The following is a 22,614-nucleotide window of genomic DNA, read 5'->3' as shown; positions in this document are numbered from 1 at the left end:
CATCTAAAAGGTTTTAATAAAGCCCCTCTCACAAACCCCCTGCAAGGTTTTAAAAAAGCCCCTCTCACAAACCCCCTGCAAGGTTTTAAAGAAGCACCTCTCAAAACCCTCCTGCAAGGTTTTAAAGAAGCACCTCTCAAAGAAACCCTGAAAGGGTTTAATATGAATAACCCCCGGCGAAGCCGGGGGAAAGTAAAACAAAAATCCAACCCCGAAGGGGTTGAATATAAAACCAAAATAAAATATTTTACACCAAAAACCAATTACACTTATGAGCAGCTACAGACAAATTTTCTATCATATTGTATTCGGTACTAAAGGTCGTCAAAAAACACTTACCGATTCGCACTCAGCTGAACTCTATAAATATATTTGGGGGATAGTTAAAAACCATAACTGCCATCTGTTTAGAATTAATGGTGTAGAGGATCATATTCATTTGCTTTGCGACCTGCCTCCTTCAGTACCACTTGAGGTCTTAGTAAAGGATATAAAAGTTGCGAGTTCTTTGTGGCTGAAGAAGAGTACTGATTTTAATGACTTTAAAGGATGGTCAGAAGGTTATGCAGCAATAACAATATCTATCAAGGAAAAGGATATCGTTATAGCATACATAAAAAATCAGAAGGAACACCATAAGAAGATTAACTTCTTTGACGAATACAAAAAGTTTCTTGTTGATAATGGAATAGAGTATAATGAGAAATATCTTATGAAGTAAGGTTTTGTTTAACCCCTGCCTGCTGCAGGCAGGACTTCAGGGTTGTCAATATTAGTAAATACCCCCGACCTTTGTCGGGGGTTACTCATATTAAACCTCTTCGAGGTTTTAAAATCAGTTTGTTGTGCTTTGTATATCTCTTTTCCTCTCCTGTTATCATATATCCTCTCATGCCTTTCCGTCATTCCAATTTGAATTTAATTTCACTGCAATAAGTTGTAATTTATAAAATGAACAAACTATTTCTTTACAATACTCTCTCACGTACCAAAGAGGAGTTTATCCCTATCGAGCAAGGTAAAGTAGGTATGTATTGCTGCGGTCCTACGGTTTATAATTTTGCACATATAGGAAACCTTAGGGCTTACTTCTTCGAAGACATTCTTAAAAGAGTTCTCCTCTACAATGGATATGACGTAACCCACGTCATGAACATAACCGACGTCGGACATCTTGTTTCCGATGACGATGAGGGCGAAGACAAGATGGAAAAGGGCTCTGCACGCGAGGGAAAAACCGTATGGGAAATTGCCGAATTCTACGCTGATGCTTTCAGGAAAGATATTCAACTTCTAAACATTCTTCCTCCTTCAGTTTATTGCAAGGCAACTGACTTTATTAAAGAACAGATTGAAATGGTTGAGTGCCTCGATAAAAAAGGCTATACATACACTACCAACGATGGAGTTTATTTCGATACAAGCAAGTTTCCCGATTACGGCAAAATGGCTCTGCTCGACGTAGAAGGTCTCGAAGAAGGAAAAAGAATTGCTTTCTCAGATGAAAAGAAAAGTAAAACCGATTTTGCTCTCTGGAAGTTTTCTCCTAAAGACCAGAAACGTCAGATGGAATGGGAATCTCCGTTTGGTAAAGGATTCCCCGGCTGGCATATTGAATGCTCTGCTATGAGCATAAAATTTCTTGGAAAACACTTTGACATTCATTGCGGCGGTGTTGACCATATACCGATTCACCATACAAACGAAATCGCACAGGCAGAGGCATGCACGGGCGAAAAGTTTGTGAACTATTGGCTCCATGGCGAATTTCTCATCGAAGAGAAAGGTAAGATGTCAAAATCAGCTGGCGAATTCCTCCGTCTGCCGACACTTATTAATAAAGGTTATTCACCCCTTGACTACAGGTACTTCCTGCTAATGACTCATTACAGAAAGAAAATTAAATTCTCTTTCGATAATCTTGATGCAGCCCGCAACGGATTTCAAAATCTTAAAAATAAAATTAAAGAAATAAAAACGAACACAAGTAATATTGAAATCACGGATTCAAATGAGAATGTAATCAATTACATTGATAAATTTACGAAAAGCATAAATGACGACCTTAACATATCTGAAGGTCTCGCATTGACATGGGAAGTTATGAAAGATGATAAATTAAATCCCAATGAAAAAATATTTCTTGTTAACGACTTCAATAAAATACTTGGTCTTGATCTGGATAAACTTGAAGCAGAAGCAATCAGCGATATACCTTCTGAAATCACAGAACTTGCTAACAAACGCAAAGAAGCAAAATTAAATAAAGATTTCAAACTTGCCGATGATATCCGCCGGCAGATAAAAGAACTTGGATACGAACTTCTCGATAAAAAAGGCGGTGAATTTGATATTAAAAAGTTATAGACATAATGGCAAAAGCTAACAACCAGGGATCGAAATATTCCGTAACTTACAGAGCTTTCAGGAACAAAATCCTGAAATCGCCGCCCCCGGCTATGCTTCTGTTTCTTTCCGAAAAGGTTCTTATCAAAGAAATCATTTCCGACCTTGCAGCAGAATTTATCGGGAAGAAATATAATCCCAGAGAAAACCTTAAAACATTTTTCTCGGATGAAACTTCAATCGAAGAAGTTATTAATGAATGCTCGAACCTGAGTTTCCTGTCCGAGAAAAAAATAATCATATATAGGATAGTCAAAAAAACAGGCACAAGGGGTATGCAGAAAGATGCAAAAACAGGTTTTCTTAATTATCTCAAAAATCCGAATCCTGATAATCTGCTTATTCTTCTAAACGCAGATAAGGAATTCACTTTCTCTAACTTTGAAGAGTTTGAAAATACTGGTATACAGATTTATGTAGTTTCAAAAGATACACAATCGGAACTGCTCGAATGGTGCCGCGATCAGCTTAAAGGTTACGAGGTCGATGAGGATGCACTAATCCACCTTCTGCAATTTGTAAATCCTTCTTACGACGAAATATTCACTGAAATTGAAAAGCTCAAAACCTTCTGCATGGATTCGGAAAAAATTACGATAAAGGATGTTAATCTTTGCGTTGGTATGACAAAAGATTTTACCGAACAAAACCTTTTCGAAGCTATTCTTAACCGAAACTTTGAAAAAGCCATAGAAATTTACAACAACATGAGCGGAAAACAGACCGATTCATCTAAAGAGGTCGAGCTTAGGTTTGTCGGTTACATGAATAATCTGTTCATCAACATTCATAAACTTCAGGACCCCATTTTAAAGAATATGTCCGAGGGTTTCAACCTGTATAAAGAGCTCAAATTGTACAAAGAGGGTCCGAAAATGTACAATCTGTATAAAAACTACATGTCAGGCGTGAATGAACTTAAAATTCAAAGAGCTTTTGATTATATTTATCAAACTGATAAAACCTTAAAATTTTCGGAGAAAGATAAAAGACTGGTTATTAACAATCTTATTCATAACCTTGTGAATCTTTAATATATTAGGAACAAAATATCATTTACTTAAGTAAAATATTATATATTGCCGGAATACAGGAGTAATACCGACGAAGAACTTATTCTGATGTTTCAAAATGATGACGTCAATGCGTTCAATGAAATTGTATTCAGGTATAAGAATAAAGTTGTAAACTTTCTTTATAGGTACACAGGCAGCAGGGAAGAAGCGGAAGACCTGGCACAGGATACTTTTGTTAAAGTTTATCGCTCGAAGCATTTGTACAAAGAGATTGCAAAGTTTTCAACGTGGTTCTATACTATTGCTGTTAATACAGCAAAAACAAATGCTAAGAAAAAAAGCAAAATGAGTACAATTTCTTTAAGCGACTTCGACCCCGAGAATGATAAGGACTATGAACTCACTGATAAAGGTTTCACTCCTGAAGAAACAGCAAACGCAGGTATTGAGAACTATCATATTCAACAGGCAATTAATTCGCTTGATGAAGATTTTAAGAACATTATTATTCTGAGGGATATTGAAGACCTTGAATATGAAGAAATTATGAAAATAACAGGTTTGCCTATGGGAACAGTGAAATCAAGGATTAACCGCGGTAGAGAAAAACTAAAGAAAATTTTAAGCGATATTTATCCTTACAATGAAAAGTGAATAAAGACGAACAACATATTGACCTGAGAGAAAAACTCAAAAAACTGCCGCGCATTAAAGCGCGCGACGGATTCGAGAGTGAACTCTTAAGGAGGATTAATTTGCTTGAACCTCTTTCCGTTAAGTCTAAACCTGGCAAAAACGGGCTTTGGGATATTCTTTTCGGCAAAAAATCTCTCGCATGGACAATTCCCGCAGTATCTCTTGCTGTTATCGGAATCGTTGTGCTGTCTATTTACTTATCTGTCTTTAATACAGGTGACATGAAAAAGCAGACATCTGAATTATCCTTGAGCAACGAAAAACTTCCCGCTTCTTCTGATGCTCTGACGAAGGAAACTACAAAAAGCAGTATCCCCGGAAAGGATTTAGTCAACGACCTCGAAATAGGAAAGTCTCCAAGTCCGGAAAAGAAAGAAATTAATAAAGGCTATAACGAGACATACATTCTGCGCTCGCCAAAAACAGAAGCTCCTTCAAAGGTTAATGTAATCGATTCCAGAAAAGAAACTACTCCTCCCGAAAAAGGGAATGAAGTCAAAAAAAACGGAAACCCTCCTGGAGAAATAGATAAAGCCGTCGAAAAGTCTATGATTAAAGAAGAATCACGCATTGAGAATAATAACAAAGGTGTCGAGCCGGATAAGAAAATTTCCGCACCTTTGATTAAGGATAACGATAAGATTAAATCCGATATTGACAAAAATACTGGAATCAAAGCAAAAGAAGACGTAAAGAAAAAGATGTCGAAAAATTTAACAAAAGAAATCCTTGAAAAACTTAAGCAGAAAATTATTGATAATTAACTTACTATAATGTACACAGCAAGGATATTGATTACCCTAAGAAAAACCATTCTCGACCCTCAGGGCAAAGCAGTTGAACACTCTCTTAAATCACTCGGTTACGGTAATATCGTTGATACACGTATCGGTAAATATATTGAACTTAAGATTGATGTTCCTGATGAATTTCAGGCAAATACTATTACTGAAGAAGCATGTAAAAAACTTCTTGCTAACCCCGTCATGGAAGACTATTCCTTCGAAATTTTTAAAGACGGAGAGTAGATGTCAAAAGCAAAAGTCGGCGTTGTCGTATTCCCCGGTTCAAACTGCGACCATGACGCATACCATGTATTCAAGGATATAGTAGGAGTTGATACTAAATTCCTCTGGCATAAAGAAGGAAATGTTGGCGATAGAAATATAATCCTTCTCCCTGGCGGATTTTCTTACGGCGATTATCTTCGCTGCGGTGCTATCTCCCGTTTCTCTTCTATTATGCAGGATGTCGTTAGATTTGCTAACAACGGCGGTATAGTAATCGGTATCTGCAATGGCTTCCAAATACTATGCGAATCAGGATTGCTTCCGGGTGCACTTCTCAAAAACGAAAACCTGAAGTTTATTTGCAAATCTGTGTCCTTGAAAGTGGAAAATAATAAGAGTATTTTTACCTACAAGTACGGGATTAAGGAAAATATAAGCATTCCTATTGCTCACGGCGAAGGTAATTATTTCTGCAGTGAAGATACCCTCGCAGGATTGATAGGTAACAACCAGATATTGTTTACGTACAATGAAAACCCGAATGGTTCTGTCTATAACATAGCGGGTATTCAAAACCTTAACCGTAATGTTATGGGCATGATGCCTCATCCCGAAAGAGCCTCCGACCCGAATGTTGGCGGTACGGACGGAGTAAGGCTTCTGCAGGGCATAGCGGAAAGTGTTATTTAAAAATTTAAAAACGGAGTATTAAAATGTTCGGTCTTGGAACACCTGAAATAATATTAATAATCGTAGTCGTTCTTGTTCTTTTTGGCGCTAAGAAAATTCCTGAACTTATGCAGGGTATCGGAAAAGGCGTTAAAGAATTCAAAAAAGCAACGACCGATATTGAAAAAGATATAACTGAAGCCGCAAATACAGAAGTTAAACCTGAAAAGAAAACCGAATAGTTCTTTCAGTTTCCATGCAGCAGGAAAACCTCTCTAACGAAGAAAGATTAATGGCAATGCTCTCGCATCTGTCTCTGCTTTTCGGCGGAATTATACTCCCCATTATCCTCTGGGCAACACAGAAAGATAAATCACGCTTTATTCGTTACCATGCTCTACAATCAATATTCTTTCAAATAGCTTACGTTGTCCTTCTTGTTTTCCTTATTTGTATTTTCGCTCTTCTCATAATATTTATTGGTCTTGGATTCGGACTTATTACAGCAACATCAACATCCGGCTCGGGGGAATTATCTATAGCATTAATTCTTTTCATAGTTTTATTTTACGGATTGATTTTTATTTCCTTATTCGGTGCTATGGGCTACGAAATCTATCTCGCAGTAAAATCCTACCACGGCGCCTACACCAAAATCCCAATAATCGGCAACATAATCTACAAAAAGGTTTACGGCAGCTAAACAAAAAGAAAATCTCGATTAAACTTGTCATTCCCTGATGCTCCTGCAGGGAATCTTATCACATATTCTATCTGAAAATTCTCAATAAATGTTAATATTATCTCTCCTTCCCAAGCTCAGGCTTAGGAAGGCATTACAGTTCATGTCCTTCATTTTAGACTTTAAGATGCACAAATCCGCAATACACGTGAAGCAAACTTTAATGTTCCATCGTACTCCCAAGTTTTCTCATTCCGTGATTCCATTTTCATAATTGGGACTGTAAACTAACAACAATCAACTATCAACTTCTCTTATGCCCCTCCTACTATTAATCACAACATTTTTTGTAATTTGGACACCGTTTTTTAGTGTAGAAATTTTTACCCTTTAAATCCGGCTTGTTTTCTTGTATAAATCCATAGTGCAAAAATTTTTCCTACATTTTTCGTGTCCAAATTTCCGTTTTTGTTGTGATTAATAGTAGAAGGGCACACATAGAAAATGGTCAAAAATTTCCTTTTGGTGGTTTTAGTGCTTTGGTGATAAAAATGCCTTTAAATCTGAAGTTATAGTTTTTTCTTAACCTTTCGATTACCTTGTACCCTGATTAGTCTCTCCTTGGTCTCAAATTAGTCTCATTTGGGTTTCAAGTTTTAACAAAAAATAAAGCAATTCAGCGAGGTTTATTTTTTGTGAAATTTGTGTGGTAATAACCTATTTATTCTTTTCAGGCTTTCTTTTTTCTTGTGAATTTGTTTTTTCACTTTTCCTGATAACTTTTTTCTTCTCGTCGAGTAGTTCCCTGTTCTCTTCAATACTGCTTGATTTCTTAATCGACTCCCTGATTTTCCTGTTAACACTGTTCAGTTTCAGCATGTTGATTATATCCTTTGCCATTTTCTGGTAATCGATCGGTGTCCGTTCAACTATAGATAAAATGCTGTCTGGCGGCAAATGCTCTGTTGGTATTATTTCGTATTTCTGTTTTGTCTGGCTTAATAAAAGAGCTTTTATTTCTTCGTCTTCAATAGTTGATATGAGTATCGCAACATCTATCTTCTCTTCGTTGTGCCAAACGTCGAGAAGCATTTCTACGGTTTTCAGTATTATCTTGTTTGATATGTAATCTATGTAAACGTTGTCAACAAGATAATTTACACCCTTTAAGTATGTTGGGTTTTTAAAATCTCCTCTAACAAACATATTTACAAATTCAATCTCTGCCTGCGGCGGTCTTCTGTCGCCTTCTCTCTTTCCGTATGATTTTCTTTCTGGAATAACTACCGAAGATTTAGGAAACTGTGTCTGCTTGTACTTCTTTGCTGCTCTGTTGTACTCGTCCCTCATATCGGATTCATACAGTTTGTATTTTTCTGCAAGTTCCTTTATGTAAAACATGCCTTTTATTCTGTCTGGCATTCTCACAATGTACTGAATTATTTCTTTCACGAAGTCAGATTTCTCTTCCGGTGTTGAAAGTTTTCCTTCTCTCTCGTAAATCGAACTGATGAAAGAAACTATCGATTGGCTCTTTTCAATTTCTCTTTCAAATGCTGCTTTACCGTGAGTCTTTACGAATGAATCTGGGTCCTCTCCGTCCGGAAGCGTTACTACTTTAATGTTTAATCCTTTGTCAAGTATAAGTTCAATCCCTCTCTTCGCCGCTTTGATGCCCGCCAAGTCAGAGTCGTACAGAAGAATGACATTCTTTGTGTATCTGGAAATCAAACTTATCTGTTCTTCTGTCAAAGCCGTTCCGCTCGATGCAACAACATTTGTAACTTCAGATTGATATAGCGAAACAACATCCATGTATCCTTCAACAAGTATTACAGAATCGTTCGAGCGTATGCTGTCCTTAGCAAAGTTAAGCCCGTAAAGCGTTTTACTTTTATAATAAATTCTCGTCTCAGGTGAGTTTATGTACTTTGCAGTGTCGTCATCACCCTTAAGAATTCTGCCTCCAAATCCGATAACCTTGCCGCTTTCGTTGAAGATGGGAAATATTAGTCTGCCTCTGAACCTGTCGTGATACTTAAAATCTTTCTCCGACCTGATTACAAGCCCTGCAAGTTCAAGATCTGAATGTGTGTAAACTCCTTCTTCTATAAAGTAGTTTTCGAGCGAATGCCAGCTGCTGCGTGCATAACCGATTCCGAATTTCGTGATGATGCTCCTGTCAAGCCCCCGTTTGTCGAGGTAGTCCCATACCATTTCCTTTTCCTGCTCGCCAACTGTCATCAGGCTTTCATGAAAATATTTCGCTGCTCTTTGATTAATGTCAAAAAGTTTTGTAATTTCATTTGAGATGTCGGGTCTTGATGAAAACTTTCCAAGTGTTATTCCAACCCTCTGTGCAAGTTTTTCAACTGCTTCCATTGGAGTGATTTTTTCATACTCCTGAACAAACGTGATAACATTCCCGCCCGCCTTGCATGAAAAACAGTGGTAAAGTTGCTTATCCTGCGATACGTTCAGCGAAGGATTCTTGTCGGGATGAAAGGGGCAAAGCCCCAAAAAGGATTTTCCTCTGCGTCTGAGCTGTAAGTATGATGAAATTACGTCAACAATGTCGTTTGACCTTAGTATCTCTTCAAATATTTCATCGGGTATCTTCATTTTTAAAATATACTTAATTTGATTTTTTGTTAATATACAGAAACTTGTTTTGACTGAAGGAAATTATACTGTGAATATTAACATTACTTCATTTTATTCTTAAAAGCGTTTAGTTAATTTATTCATCACTAAATTTAAGTTTTTATGATAAATAATTGGAACGCATACTTCAAACAGAAAAATTCAGCACTGATTCTTATTATCACGATTATTGTACTAATTTTATGTGTATCCTCGCTCGCAAAGTTTATTGCTTATGTCGAAGGTCGCCCGGGAGTAGTACTCGATGACCCCGTATTCTATTGGTTTAATGCTGTCGATTTGAACATACCGGTTTTTGCCCTGATATATCTTTCAATATTGACATGTATGTTGTATCTCGCTGTTAATCATCCGAACGATTTAATTGTTGCACTACAGACATACTCATTACTCGTTCTTGTCCGCATGGCTATGATGTACGTTGTTCCTCTCGAGACGCCTGTTGGCACTATAGACCTTAATGACCCTCTGGTATTTGTCATTGGCACAGGTACAAAAATCACTAAAGACCTTTTCTTTTCAGGTCATACTTCAACTCTCTTCATGATTTTTCTGGTAACACATAAACGCTGGCTGAAGTACGTGTACCTTGTAAATACATTTCTTGTGGGTTCATTTGTTATTCTTCAGAAAGTTCATTATTCAATCGATGTCTTTGTCGCTCCATTCGTTGCTTACGGTTGCTACAGAATAATTCTTCATTTAAATACAAAGTTGTTTCCGAAATCACAATTATAAACACAATGTACATAAGAAAACATTTTTTACTCGTTCTGTTATTTCTTCTGTTTACAGTATTCGTTCGTGCACAATCCATTTTCCAGATTGTGGAATCTGTTCCTGTGGAAACAGTTCTCGAAGAGTCTAAATTACCCCGTACAACAGATGTCTGGATTGAAATGATAAAGTCTGCAAAGAAGTCTATTGACATGGAAACATTCTACATCGCAAATGAAAAGGGCGAACCTCTTGAATTAGTTATAAACGAAATTATTGTTGCCGCAAATAGGGGAGTACAGGTTAGAATTATTATCGACGAAAACTTCTATAGCAGATATCCGGAAAGCGATAAAGTGTTCAGAAATATTCCGAATATTTTCCTGAAGAAAATTCCATTTGGAAAAATTGCAGGCGGAGTAATGCATGCAAAGTATTTTGTCGTTGACAAAGAAGACCTCTTTCTCGGAAGCCAGAACTTTGATTACCGCGCTTTAAAACACATACACGAACTCGGCGTGAGGGTTAAAGATAAAAACCTTGCAGTAATGTTTATGAGAATCTTTGAAACTGACTGGCAGCTTTGCGATGATTATTCTGACCTAAACATTAAACAGTTGAAATCTAAATCGTCTAAGAGGATTTACACTTATAAGAATAAACGAACTCTTCACACACTTGACTACGGCAAAGTGAAACTGTATCCCGCATTCAGTCCTAATGACCTTGTCAACAAAGGGTTTGCAAAAGAAGAAACAGAACTTGTTAGATTTATTCGAAATGCAAAGGACAAACTTTATATCAACTATTTTTCATATTCTACAAAAGGCAAGAGTAAAGATTCTCCTTTCACAACAATAGACGACGAAATCAGAAGAGCGGCTGAGAGGGGAGTCGATGTTAAAATTATTTTCTCTGACTGGGCTATAAAAAAGGATGCAATTGACCGGATTAAAGAACTTTCAAAGGTAAATGGAATCGAAGTTAAGCTTTCAACTATACCACAATACAGCGATGGATTTATACCTTATTCCCGCGTCCAGCATTGCAAGATGATGGTAAGTGATAAGTATTCATGGATAAGCACTGCAAACTTTGAACGCAGCTATTTTTACGAATGCCGTAATGCTACGTTCATAATCGATAACCGAAAAGTAAGAGAAGATCTCGAAAGTGTATTTATGCGAGTCTGGAACAGCGGCTATGCCGGGATGGTTGATGTTAACAAAGAATATAAATCAGTAAAAAGGGATTAAGAATTTATTCCACGCCTTATTTGTTACAATTATTTTAAAAGCATACATTAAAATCAATATATGAACTACAGATTACTCGGCAAATCAGGATTAAGAATTTCGGAACTCTGCCTCGGAACAATGACTTTCGGTACTGAGTGGGGATTCGGAACTGAAAAGAAGGACTCCAAGAAAGTGTTTGATGCTTTCGTAAATGCGGGCGGCAATTTCCTTGATTGCGCTAACCTTTACAATGAAGGAACAAGCGAAAAATATACTGGCGAATTTATATCCCATCAGCGGGACTACTATGTGCTCGCGACTAAATACACGCTTAAAAATCCGGGAAGTCCCGGCAACTTAAATGCTTCGGGCAACAGCAGAAAAAGCATGATGAATTCAGTTGAGGATTCTTTGAAAAGACTCAATACTGATTACATTGATTTGTTATGGCTTCATGCATGGGATTACCTTACACCGATAGATGAAGTTATGAGAGGATTTGACGACCTTGTATCTTCAGGTAAAGTTTTATACATAGGTATTTCCGATACTCCCGCCTGGGTTGTATCAAGTGCTAATACTATGGCTGATATCCGCGGATGGGCTAAAGTAGTCGCATTGCAGATTGAGTATTCCCTTTTTCAGCGTGGTGCTGAACGCGACCTAATTCCTATGGCAAATCATTTTGAACTCGCAGTAACTCCATGGGGTACTCTCGGAGGAGGTGCGCTGAGCGGAAAATATCTTACGAATGATGATAAATCACCTAAAAGAATTAAAGAGGGCAGTGCCAGACTTAACGAGAGAAATACAAATATAGCAAAAGAAGTTAAGAAGATAAGCAATGAGACAGGAATACCCGGTACCGTTATTGCTCTTAACTGGGTCAGACAGAAGAAAGGGCTTTTTATTCCTATAGTCGGTTCAAGAACAGACACTCAGCTTATTGAAAACATGAAATGCCTCGATGTTAAACTGTCAGAAGATATTATTCAAAAACTTGATGAAGTCAGCAGTATTGAATACGGATTTCCGCACGACTTTCTTTTGAGTGCACCGATGACTATAAACGGATATTCGGGAATGAAAGACAGAATTATAAAGTAACAGAAATTATACAGGCAGGTTAAACTCGAATTTTGTTCCTTTTCCGGGTTCGCTTTCGACTTTAACCTGACTGTTATGAAGCTCAAGTATGTGTTTTACGATTGATAAACCAAGTCCGCTTCCTCCCATATCGCGCGACCGTGTCTTGTCAACCCTGTAGAACCTTTCGAATATTCTTGGTAAATCTTCTTTTGGTATGCCAAGTCCTGTATCTTCTACTGATACATACACGCATTTGTCAACGTGCTTTGTAGATATAGTTATGTTGCCGTTTTCAAGTGTGTATTTGGAAGAGTTATCAATTAGATTTATTAATACCTGCTTGATTCTCTCTGCATCGGCAAACACAACAGAGACATCTTTAATTTCTGTCTCAAACAATAAGTTTATGCTCTTTCTCTTTGTAATTTCGCTCAATTCATTAATCGTATCCTTAATAAGCTGATTGATTGAAAAATATCTCTTGCTCAGTTTCATGCCTTCTTCTAATTTAGAAATATGAATCAGGTCATCAACTAATTCCTTCAGTCTTGTCGATTGCCTTTTTGCTTTTTCAAGAAAATCTTTGTTCACAGAGGTATCGTTTATAGCGCCGTCAGCAAGCGTTTCAAGCGAAAGCTGTATTGCAAAAATTGGTGTACGAAGTTCATGTGCAACATTGCCAAGAAACTCATTCCTGTTTACTTTAAATATTTTCGCCGTGTTCAGCTCGTCAAGAAGCCGGTTAATAATAAGAGAAAAGCTGTTGAATATTTCTTTAAACTCATCATTCGCGGACAGTTTATCAAAACTTGAATTCATTTCTTCTACTATGTTGTTCACTTTAGATATCTTTGCTTCATAGTTGTTTAATGCATGAGTTTCTTCATCGGACATTAGCAGTTTTGAATATTTACCGAAGAAATCTGTACGCTCTGTCTTTGACCTTGCATGCAGATAAATGTGAGCAATGGTTATAATGATAAAAGTTGCAGAGGTAATTGAAAAAGATACTGTATCAATTCTGCCATAGAGCAGCATAAGCGAAACAGATTCGATTGCAATAATCAGCGGCAGGTAGTTATGGAATGATATTATCTTTTTCAATTATGGGTCAGTATAAAATATTTATTCAGCGTTAAACCTGTATCCGAGACCTTTTATCGTTTCTATGTAATCAGCATATTCACCAAGTTTTTCCCTTACTTTTGCAACGTGTACATCTATAGTTCTATCTACAACGTAGATGTTTTCGCCCCATATCTGGTTTAATAACACTTCTCTGGATAGTACCTTACCCCTGTTTGAAAGGAGGAAATGAAGGAGTTGAAATTCCTTCTTTGGAAAGAACACTTCTTCGCTGTCAATCTTTACTATATGAGAAACTGAATCTATCTGCAGATTTTTAAACTTTATGTACTCATCAGTCTTTATAGTTTTCTCTTCTTCGGCATACGTTCTTCTGATAACAGACTTTACTCTTGCGATAACTTTTCTCGGCGAGATAGGTTTTTGAATGTAATCATCTGCTCCAAGCTCAAGCCCTATTATTTCATCTATCTCATTCTCTTTTGCAGTAAGGAATATTATCGGAATTTTGGATGTCGCTGCGTTGCTCTTTAATCTCTTACACACCTCAAAACCGTTTATTTCAGGCATCATAATATCTAACAGAATAAGGTCAGGTTTATTTTCGGTTACGTTTGAAAGAGCCTCTTTGCCGTTTAGTGCGGTAATTACTTCGAATTCTTTTTCCTTTTCGAGGTTGTATTTAAGCAGATCTACAATGTCTTTTTCGTCGTCAACGACCAGTATCTTAAAATTCATTTTACGTTTTTTCATAAACGTAACCCTTCTATGTTAAGAAATAGTTATCTTAATGTTATTTAAATATTACCTCTTTATCCGCAGAAGCCGATTTATAAACCGCGTCTGCGACCTCCATCACAACCAAAGCTTCTTTTCCTGTGGAAATGGGTGTATGAGTACCTCTTATAGACCCGATAAAATACTTTAGTTCATTTTCATAACTTGACTTGAATATCGCAGGATTGTGCTTGATATTTTTCGGGGTCATATCAAACATTTGTTTATTTACCTTTTTGTGAATTCTCAATGGATTTATAGATCCGCTTCCGTTAGTTCCGAAAACATTACAATAGAAAAACTCACCGTTTCTTAATAAACTCCAGCTTACTTCTATGGTAAGAGTTGAACCGTTCTTGAATTTCACGAGCGTAAAATTGGAGTCCTCAACTGTTTTCGAGTTATGGTAATAATTGATTGCAGATACGCTTTTTACGTCAGGAAAACCAAGCATCCACATACCAAGATCAAGCATTGCTATTCCATTATCTACAAATACACCTCCGCCTGCTTTTTCCATGTTCATGAACCACTTTTCGTTTGAGCTTTGAGACCTTAACCATCCTGTCTTTACATAAAATATATCCCCTAATTCTTTCGCCCTGACAAAGCTTTTTTCTAACATCGCATCGGTTCTGAATCTGTTGTTCATACCTACCATTACAATTTTCTTGTTTTTTTCTCCGGCTTCAACAATCTTAGCTGCTTCAACTGCATTAAGACCGATTGGTTTTTCGACCAATATATGCTTTCCCGCTTCAATGCATTTTATAGCTGTTTCCATGTGGTCGTCTGTGCGAGTTGCAATGACAACTCCATCAATATCAGGATTTTCATGAAGCAGTAAACTTACATCTTTATATGCTTTTGCCCCGCTGTACTTTTTTGAAATGTTTTTAAACTTTGAATTATTTTTATCGCAAATTGCTGTCAATTCTGCCTCTTTAATCTTGTTTAATATCGGCAGATGCATTACCTGTGAAATGCTTCCAAGACCTATTACTGCTAATTTGGTTTTTTCCATATAATTGAAGTTTATATTAAAAATGTCAAGACACCCGAATCACATACTGGTTACTTACGGCTGCTTCATTCCTGACCTGACCGGGTTGGGCAACATCATATTGTTCGGGGCTTGACAAAACAATATACTCAAGATGATTTAAACATTAAATACAATCCGAACAATCCAAGTAAAATATTAACCAGCCACATGCCAAGAAAAGGACTTAACATAGCCCTGTCTGCCAGTTTCTCACCGCCGATAAGCGATGCCCAGTAAAGCAGGAAAAAGAAAAGCGAAAACCCTGCGGCAATACCGAATCCTCCGCGTTTAACTCTGTATCCCAGTGGTGCGCCGATAAGAGCAAATACAAGACATGCGAACGGAATTGAGTATTTCTTGTAAATCTCTACATCGTAAGAATCAATCTGTTTTTGTATTGCCGATATCGATTGAAGTTGATTTTCATACATGTCTTTCTTTGATTTTATTATACTCATTAACACCATAATAGAATCCTTGTTGCTTGACCTCATTCCCGATTCAGTGATTTCTTTGTAAACAGTATCTTTATATTGTATGCCTGCGATTCTTTTTACGGCATTTCTGATTTCTTCGATGAAATAATCTCTGTTCTTGTTCTTAAATATTCTTAGGCTATCCACCATAACGTTCATTGCTTTTGAAGAAAGCTCTCTGTCGCCCCTTGAGAATGCGTTATCGTTCGACCTTTGGAACCCAAATCCGGCAGCATCGAGCGTAATCCGGTGTTCCTGAAATTTGACTAATCTGTAATCTTTTGTTAAGTCTCTTAAATTAGTTTGATGAATCTCTCCGTTTCTTAGGTTCATAATAATATACTTAAAATCACTCGTGAAACTTATATCTCCTGATTCTGCGGAAATCACATTCCTTGTTTCCGGACTTGAATAATCGTATATAAAAACACCTTCAATGTTGTTGCTGTTTTCAAAAGTCTTCTTTACGAGTATCCTTGCACCGCCGATGTCATCTGAAAATTTGCCTGCTTCGAGTATAAAAGTAGGCTTTGTTTTTGAAATATCCTGAAGTAGTATTCTTGCCTGATGGTTTGCCTCGGGGAGCACATCGTTATTAAAAAGAATCATCAAATATGTCACAACAAGAGCAAGCAGCATCACGGGTATCATAAGTTTCTTCAGACTAATTCCGCCTGCTTTCATAATGGTAATTTCATTCGCAGACGAAAGTCCTCCAAAAGCCATGAGCGTTGAAACAAGGACAGCCATAGGTACTGCAAGTGTTACCATCCACGCAAGGTTCAGAGAAATAAGCTGTATGATTATCCAAAGACTAAGACCTTTGCCTACAAGCTGATCGATTGATTTTATAAGGAACTGAAACAGAAATAGAAACATCAGCGTCATTAATGAAAAGACGAACGGTCCTGCATGAGCTTTAAGTATGTATTTATAGATTATCAACTAATGAAAATATTAAAATTGAAAATCATAAAACAGACAAATTCACTATATTGAGAGAGTCCATATTTGAACTGACCAATTAAATTGAAAAAAGTTTGCACTTATCAGCAGCTTAAAAGGGTATTGTATCTTAATAGAAAATGCACCAAGTTATATTATTAAACAGTTAAGAAATGATGTTTTTAGAGATGTCCTTGAATAAAATTATTTCAAATTTCATTATGAACAAATCGCAATTAGCGAAGCAGCCATAACGGCTCATAAAAAACACAGAATCGAATTATGGAATCCGAACCACTTCCAATCAAAATCAAACAAACATTTTGTTAATCATCGACTTGTAGTTCTAATTATGAAAAAACACATAATATTATTCGTTATTATATTCATCTCAACATCATCTATATTTTCACAGTCGCTTAAAAGCATTTCTAAAAATATAACTTCCGATTTCCAGATTAAAGAGATTAATGGCCTTTTACTAAATAGAATTGGTGATACTCTTCAGGTGGACACTTTAAAACAAAAGGACACTGTTATCAATGCAACGAAAACTTTAGTTAAGAGTATTACTCAAGATAGTTATTTTACTCTCTCATCAGGACTTATGCGTTACGATGATAACAAAAATATATTTTATACATCACTCGATTTTAACATAAACACTGTATACATTTTCTATATAGACCTGGGCGTGTATGGACTCTTTAATAAAAGTGATGGTGGTATTGCCTTTCAAGCTGCACTTGGCGTAGGTTTCGATATCGTTCGGGATATACTTTTCACTTCTACCAGTGTCGGTTATTTCTATCTGACTCAATTATATTTAGAGAATATTGTTTCACTCCGAGTAAATTATAAATTTTCAAAATCTTTTTCCGCAGGTCTGGATAACAAATTTATTTTTAATTGGAATCATGACTATCCTCGCAATATATACTCTATCGGTCTGAATATTTCATACAATATGGATAATTAATGACAGTTATGGATAATTAAAAATAATATTTTCGATAATTTAAATTTAAGATTTAAACAGTATCGAGGGAGCCGGTAATTTATTACCGACATTCTCTACAATTTTCAGACTTCTATCAAAAAACTTTCCAAGCATATTTATGATTATATGAGTTTTGTGTTCAACAATGATAAGGAGGATAAAGTTACAGTAAATAGGCATTCGTAATTATTAAAAGTATATTTTCTTTTACACATAAATGATGTAATTTTTAATGATTATGAAATCTATCACATTAATATTATCGGTTTATAAAAAGGTACGAGAACTTGGAATTTTGCTTTCAGCTTTGTCAAGACAATCTCATAAAGACTTTGATGTTATTATTGCTGACGACGGCTCGGGAGAGGAAATGGAAAGTTTTGTCCGTAATTATAAGAGCCAAGCTAATTACAGTATTAAATATATTACACAGGAAGACCTTGGGTTCCGGAAGAATAAAATACTTAATAAAGCTGTTGCTTCCTCAAACAGCCGCTATTTAATATTTCTCGATAGCGACTGCATCCCTCATAAAGATTTCATCAAAGCACATTACGAAAATTCTGGAGAGAACCTTGTTCTTGTGGGCAGAAGAGTGCATTTAAATAAGAAACTTTCTGATGAATTAAACGAAGAACTGGTTGTATCAGATTCTTTTGATAGATTTTATATTAAAGCACTCGGAAAATCTATAGGATTTAACAACCCCGTTTCAACAGCCGAAGAGGGTATTATTCTAAAGAACAAAACCATCCGAAAAGTTATTGGCAGAAACATGCGCATAGTGGGGTGTAACTTTTCTGTTTCAAAAGAGCTGCTTTATAAAATAAATGGATTTGATGAAAATTATGTTGGACCGGGCATAGGTGAGGATTCCGACGTTGAACATCGCCTTAGACTTATTGATGCAGAATTTAAGTCCGTGAGAAATCTCGCTGTGGCTTTTCATATGTATCATCCTAAAACAGCCGAAAGCAATACTAATTACGATTACTTCCATAATAACGTAAAGCTTAAGAAGGAATTTTATTGTACAAACGGTATTATAAAAGCTTAGGTGTTATTTTTCAAAATTAAATCCAGTAATTTTTTCAAACACTTCTTCCATTGTTACTCCATTGATGCTGTCAGTCCTTGATTCCACACAAACAGAATTATTATAAAGCGGTTGCCATTCTTTTGCTTCTCCTTTATGGAATACAGAAACTGTGTTAGTCCCCGCGAATGCAGCGAGGTGCATAACACCTGTATTACTCGTAACATACGCGTTAACATGTTTTAATATGGAGGCAAGTCCGTAAACATCCATGTCTTTATTGTATATGTAGGGGATATTTGACTCCCTTAGCTTTAATACAAGATTTTCCGTAATATCTTTATCCAGAATACCCGAAGTAACTAATATATAAGGATTATACTTTTCGTAAGATTTCTTTATAAGCTCAAAAAAGTTGTTAACATCCCATATATAAGAAACTTTTCCTGCGCCAGGATGAAATCCAAAAACAAGTCTGCTCTTATCGGGGAAATTTGCCGCAGCGAATGCGCTGCCGAATGCTACATCCTCCTCACTGAGATCTATTCTCATCAGCTTTATCTCGTCAATTGAAATATCACATCCAAGCGGCTTCACGCTGTCAAGAAACCGAAACACCTGATTCGTTCCGTCACGCTTCCATTTGGTTTCAATTTTTACGTCAAGAACAAATCTAAGCCTGTTTTTCTTTTCATCAACTCTTGCAAATCCTATTTTCTTTTTTCCTCTTGCGAGTGCGGCAATAATGTACGATGTCGAAGAAATTCTTATAGTTGTTGGTACAATTATCAAATCATATTTCTTCTTCCTCAGGTATTTAAAGAAATAGTATACAACTTTGAGGTTATCCTTTCTGAATACCGTAAATTCGTCTATATATGGATTAAGTTTCCTGAGGTCTACTTTGTAATTCGTTGGACAGCCGATAAACGTAATGTATGAGTCGGGATATTCAGTCTTCAAAGCTTTGAACATTGGTAAGGAGCATATTGTGTCTCCAAGTTGAATGCTTTGCGGTCTTATTATTAATATTTCAGTCAATAATTCTAAGTTTATTAAATTAATTTAAAACTATTACAATATAAAATAAATGATATTATTGATGTGATGTTTACATGAAAAGTAATTACTATTATTAAGAATTATTGTTAAATTAATAAGTTATGTCTGAAATAACGGATTAATTATAAACCACAAAAAACAAACAATGAGAGCAAAACAACTTCTATTCTTTGTCATCTTAACAATGATTTCCGTTTTGGTACTTAATCAAGATTCATATTCGCAATGGAACTACGGACAGCCTTTCTCGACGTCACAGCCTTATCTTGCTACGCTCGGAAGTGCCGTTCAGAACAAAATTCCGCTGACATACATGTATGACTCGTTAAAATTTCCATATCCGACGAATGCATGGTTTGCAAATGCAATAATGAAGCAGGGTACATTTCCGTCTTTCAACTACGTACCGGGCAGGCAGGATGTAGGTGCGGAAAAGATATTCCCTTTTCCTTATATGATAGCCGCCTATAAATCATCAGGAGAAATTACAAACACCAAACTCTTCGGATTCGGATATGTAACCCCTGACCATCAGTTCTTTAACTGGAGTTGGAATCCGGCTGATACGACAAATCAGGTCAACTGGTTGTCCTCAGTTTATTATTATTTCGGCACACTGGACAGTGCATTGATTACAAAAGGAGCACTTTATAATTATGATGACTTATCCGCAACATTCAGATGGTCTGCAGGGTCAGGTTACATGGAGTGTCCGGTTGTTAGAGGTATGCCTTATTATACTATGAAATATCAAAACTTGAGGCCATTGTTTTACACCCCATATAATTCAATGCTTTCTGTTAATGGAAATCCAATACAGGCTTCTCCGGCTACTGTTATAACGGGTAACAGATTTAAGATCTATTTGGCGGGAGCTGGTTCAAATAAGCAGCTTTTTGTTCTTTACTCAACGAGTGATGTTACGCTTTCTTTTCTACCTGGAGAAATTACATGCTCCAATCCTTTTACCGGATACTTAAGAATAGCATATGTTACAACTCAGAATGCAGATCCGAATGCCGCAGATTCATCCGCAAGGCTCGATCTGCTCGACAGATATTCTAAATATATACCTTTAAGCGGAAAAATTTCTTCTTCTGTTACATCAGATACTACAAAATTCAATTTTAATTTTAACTTTATTACAAATAGCAATAGTGACTCACTTCTTATGATGTCACTGCCTCATCATCAGGATATGCTCACAAATGCTACTTCAAACACACTAAAGTTCAAAACCATGAGAGGCGACATGAAGGAGGTCTACGGTAAAACTTGGAACATGATAGAAAATATGATACCTGATTACTCATGGTATGGAGCCGCAGGTAATCTGACGAATGTTCCTAACAATACAACAAAATGGTATGATTCACTTTACTTTCATTTAAAAGCAGATTTTGATACAACCGTGGGCGCTAAATATCAGATTCCAAACGGTACAAATCAACCTACTACCTCTCCTTATGGATTTGGAAAGAATATTACCAGAATGGCAAGGGTGATTGTTATTGCCGACGAACTTATAGAGAGGTATCAAGTTTCGGATCCTGGTAACTGGAGAAAAGATACTCTGACAATCCTTTCATCGGCGGCGAGAGATACTGTTTTTAATTTTATTAAAAAATGGGTTGACGGTACAAATCTGACATGGAATCCTCCTCCCCCTTCTTGGTCTGGAGGACAGAATAACAAGCTGATTTGGGATAACCGATACGGAGGAATTATCTCGTATCTTTCTTATGTTGCTATGGATAATAGCGACCCCCTTGTGTATAATTTTGATTTTGGAAATGCCAGATACAATGACCATGCATTTCATTATGGTTATGTGATCTATGCAGCGGCTGTTGTTGCTAAAAAGAAACCGAATTTATTTTCCGATAATGGAAATGACTATTTCAACAAAGTACTTGCTCTTTGCAGGGATATAGGGAATCCTGCCTCTCCGTCTGCCTCTACTAAGGACCCTTACTTTCCAATGCATAGACATAAAGACTGGTATGACGGCAACTCATGGATGAACGGAGTGCAGACACAGGGAGCTGGCAGAGACCAGGAAAGCGTGAGTGAAGCAGCCACGGCATATTATGGAATGTATCTTTTCGGGCTTGCGATGGGAAATGATAACCTAAAAAATACTGGCAAGCTTATGCTTGCATCAGAAATACGAGCATTTAGAAAATATTATAGAACATTTCAAAGCACGAACCCTGCGTATTCTGATTATAACTCGAAACATCTTGTTGTCGGTAATTTATGGCATAGCCTTGTTATAAGCAATACATACGGTAATATTCCAAGATATATTTATGGCGTGCATATGCTTCCGTTTGTCCCGTTCATAGAAAAGATGTGGGACTTTAATTATGCATCTGAAGTATGGAATAAAGTTTATACAAACAATCAACCATCAACACTCTTTCAGGATTTAACATTATTTACGACTCAAAATATTGCAATATGGCCTGTTATGACCTACAATATTCCTGTGCAGGCAATTGCAGTACCGCAGCTCGCATACGCAAACTTCCAGAATTACAGAGGATTTGCAGGAAATTTTGATGACGGGACTTCAAAATCAAATGTATTCTACGGAATTCTAACAAGGATGTATGCAAGTGTCGGCATAAATAATATCGGTACTGTGACACCAAATCAGTTTAAACTTTACGATGCATATCCAAATCCTTTTAATCCTGCAACTACTATAAAATTTGAACTTCCGAAAAGCGGATTAGTAAGGCTTGAAGTTTTTGACATTCTCGGACGGAAAATGAGAACTCTTGTAAATCAGGAACTGAAAACAGGAACATATACTGTTGATTTTAACGCAGCAGGTTTGTCAAGCGGTATGTATGTTTACAGGATACAAGCTGGCAGTTTCGCTGCATCTAAAAAGATTATTCTTTTAAAATAAATAATAACAAGTAATTATTGCCCCTTATTCTTTAACGAGAAAAGGGGGTTTTATTTTACATTATCCTTTTACCATTTAAG

Annotated in this window: 22 protein-coding genes and 1 other RNA gene; 15 read left to right on the top strand and 8 right to left on the bottom strand. The window is 36.5% G+C overall.

Going from position 1 to position 22,614, the window contains the following annotated elements:
* Positions 1-271: 271 nt before the first annotated feature.
* Positions 272-721 carry an IS200/IS605 family transposase gene (gene tnpA / locus WC644_00950; protein MFA5010495.1) on the top strand — a complete coding sequence of 150 codons (450 nt, stop codon included), beginning with the start codon at positions 272-274 and terminating at the stop codon, positions 719-721.
* Between the two features lie 8 nt (positions 722-729).
* On the opposite strand, the gene WC644_00945 is transcribed toward tnpA, so the two are convergent.
* On the bottom strand, positions 730-906 hold the full coding sequence (locus WC644_00945) for a hypothetical protein (protein ID MFA5010494.1): 177 nt from the start codon (positions 904-906) through the stop codon (positions 730-732).
* A 45-nt stretch (positions 907-951) separates the two neighbouring features.
* Here WC644_00945 and cysS point away from each other — a divergent pair, with 45 nt between their 5' ends.
* The 8 genes from cysS to WC644_00905 are packed head-to-tail and all read left to right on the top strand — an operon-like array spanning position 952 to position 6,500.
* Positions 952-2,367, top strand: coding sequence for a cysteine--tRNA ligase (gene cysS / locus WC644_00940; GenBank protein ID MFA5010493.1), 1,416 nt, complete (start codon positions 952-954; stop codon positions 2,365-2,367).
* A gap of 5 nt (positions 2,368-2,372) precedes the next feature.
* A complete protein-coding gene (holA, locus tag WC644_00935) occupies positions 2,373-3,440 on the top strand; it encodes a DNA polymerase III subunit delta (GenBank protein ID MFA5010492.1) in 1,068 nt (355 codons plus the stop codon).
* A gap of 45 nt (positions 3,441-3,485) precedes the next feature.
* A complete protein-coding gene (locus tag WC644_00930) occupies positions 3,486-4,076 on the top strand; it encodes a sigma-70 family RNA polymerase sigma factor (GenBank protein MFA5010491.1) in 591 nt (196 codons plus the stop codon).
* Positions 4,073-4,882 (top strand): hypothetical protein, encoded by an 810-nt coding sequence (locus tag WC644_00925; GenBank protein MFA5010490.1) that lies wholly within the window; start codon positions 4,073-4,075, stop codon positions 4,880-4,882. Before WC644_00930 ends, WC644_00925 begins: the two co-directional genes overlap by 4 nt.
* A gap of 9 nt (positions 4,883-4,891) precedes the next feature.
* Complete coding sequence (gene purS, locus WC644_00920) at positions 4,892-5,146, top strand: phosphoribosylformylglycinamidine synthase subunit PurS (GenBank protein MFA5010489.1); 255 nt, start codon at positions 4,892-4,894, stop codon at positions 5,144-5,146.
* On the top strand, positions 5,147-5,818 hold the full coding sequence (gene purQ / locus WC644_00915) for a phosphoribosylformylglycinamidine synthase subunit PurQ (GenBank protein ID MFA5010488.1): 672 nt from the start codon (positions 5,147-5,149) through the stop codon (positions 5,816-5,818).
* Between the two features lie 23 nt (positions 5,819-5,841).
* Complete coding sequence (gene tatA / locus WC644_00910) at positions 5,842-6,039, top strand: twin-arginine translocase TatA/TatE family subunit (protein ID MFA5010487.1); 198 nt, start codon at positions 5,842-5,844, stop codon at positions 6,037-6,039.
* A 14-nt stretch (positions 6,040-6,053) separates the two neighbouring features.
* Complete coding sequence (locus WC644_00905) at positions 6,054-6,500, top strand: DUF4870 domain-containing protein (protein MFA5010486.1); 447 nt, start codon at positions 6,054-6,056, stop codon at positions 6,498-6,500.
* Between the two features lie 696 nt (positions 6,501-7,196).
* On the opposite strand, the gene dnaG is transcribed toward WC644_00905, so the two are convergent.
* Positions 7,197-9,101 (bottom strand): DNA primase, encoded by a 1,905-nt coding sequence (gene dnaG, locus WC644_00900; protein ID MFA5010485.1) that lies wholly within the window; start codon positions 9,099-9,101, stop codon positions 7,197-7,199.
* Between the two features lie 144 nt (positions 9,102-9,245).
* Here dnaG and WC644_00895 point away from each other — a divergent pair, with 144 nt between their 5' ends.
* From WC644_00895 to WC644_00885, 3 genes are read left to right on the top strand one after another with little or no spacing between them, the layout of a single operon-like run.
* Positions 9,246-9,881 carry a phosphatase PAP2-related protein gene (locus WC644_00895; GenBank protein ID MFA5010484.1) on the top strand — a complete coding sequence of 212 codons (636 nt, stop codon included), beginning with the start codon at positions 9,246-9,248 and terminating at the stop codon, positions 9,879-9,881.
* Positions 9,882-9,886: 5 nt separating this feature from the next.
* Complete coding sequence (locus WC644_00890; protein ID MFA5010483.1) at positions 9,887-11,116, top strand: phospholipase D-like domain-containing protein; 1,230 nt, start codon at positions 9,887-9,889, stop codon at positions 11,114-11,116.
* A gap of 60 nt (positions 11,117-11,176) precedes the next feature.
* Complete coding sequence (locus WC644_00885) at positions 11,177-12,205, top strand: aldo/keto reductase (GenBank protein MFA5010482.1); 1,029 nt, start codon at positions 11,177-11,179, stop codon at positions 12,203-12,205.
* Positions 12,206-12,211: 6 nt separating this feature from the next.
* Here the strand turns inward: WC644_00885 and WC644_00880 are convergent, their stop codons facing one another.
* From WC644_00880 to WC644_00860, 5 genes are all read right to left on the bottom strand, one after another.
* Complete coding sequence (locus tag WC644_00880; protein MFA5010481.1) at positions 12,212-13,291, bottom strand: ATP-binding protein; 1,080 nt, start codon at positions 13,289-13,291, stop codon at positions 12,212-12,214.
* Between the two features lie 21 nt (positions 13,292-13,312).
* A complete protein-coding gene (locus tag WC644_00875) occupies positions 13,313-14,026 on the bottom strand; it encodes a response regulator (protein ID MFA5010480.1) in 714 nt (237 codons plus the stop codon).
* Positions 14,027-14,066: 40 nt separating this feature from the next.
* The gene (locus WC644_00870; GenBank protein ID MFA5010479.1) at positions 14,067-15,074 is read right to left on the bottom strand and encodes a Gfo/Idh/MocA family oxidoreductase; all 1,008 of its coding nucleotides are present in this window, start codon (positions 15,072-15,074) and stop codon (positions 14,067-14,069) included.
* A 20-nt stretch (positions 15,075-15,094) separates the two neighbouring features.
* An RNA gene (gene ffs, locus WC644_00865) (signal recognition particle sRNA small type) lies at positions 15,095-15,191 on the bottom strand.
* Between the two features lie 11 nt (positions 15,192-15,202).
* A complete protein-coding gene (locus WC644_00860) occupies positions 15,203-16,516 on the bottom strand; it encodes an LptF/LptG family permease (GenBank protein MFA5010478.1) in 1,314 nt (437 codons plus the stop codon).
* A gap of 352 nt (positions 16,517-16,868) precedes the next feature.
* Between WC644_00860 and WC644_00855 the strand changes: the two genes are divergently transcribed.
* Together WC644_00855 and WC644_00850 are read left to right on the top strand one after the other, a co-directional pair.
* Positions 16,869-17,495: a hypothetical protein gene (locus WC644_00855; protein ID MFA5010477.1), complete on the top strand. Its 627-nt coding sequence runs from the start codon at positions 16,869-16,871 to the stop codon at positions 17,493-17,495.
* Positions 17,496-17,754: 259 nt separating this feature from the next.
* Positions 17,755-18,573 carry a glycosyltransferase gene (locus WC644_00850; protein MFA5010476.1) on the top strand — a complete coding sequence of 273 codons (819 nt, stop codon included), beginning with the start codon at positions 17,755-17,757 and terminating at the stop codon, positions 18,571-18,573.
* 3 nt (positions 18,574-18,576) lie between these two features.
* On the opposite strand, the gene WC644_00845 is transcribed toward WC644_00850, so the two are convergent.
* Positions 18,577-19,593 carry a glycosyltransferase family 9 protein gene (locus tag WC644_00845; protein ID MFA5010475.1) on the bottom strand — a complete coding sequence of 339 codons (1,017 nt, stop codon included), beginning with the start codon at positions 19,591-19,593 and terminating at the stop codon, positions 18,577-18,579.
* A gap of 166 nt (positions 19,594-19,759) precedes the next feature.
* Between WC644_00845 and WC644_00840 the strand changes: the two genes are divergently transcribed.
* Entirely contained in the window at positions 19,760-22,534 is a 2,775-nt protein-coding gene (locus WC644_00840) for a glycosyl hydrolase (GenBank protein MFA5010474.1), read from the top strand.
* Positions 22,535-22,614 lie beyond the last annotated feature (80 nt).

It is taken from the genome of Ignavibacteria bacterium (assembly GCA_041649015.1).
Classification (GTDB): domain Bacteria; phylum Bacteroidota; class Ignavibacteria; order Tepidaquicellales; family Tepidaquicellaceae; genus CAIKZJ01.
Note: the sequence above shows the minus strand (reverse complement) of the source record. Positions and strands in the feature narration are given on the sequence as shown.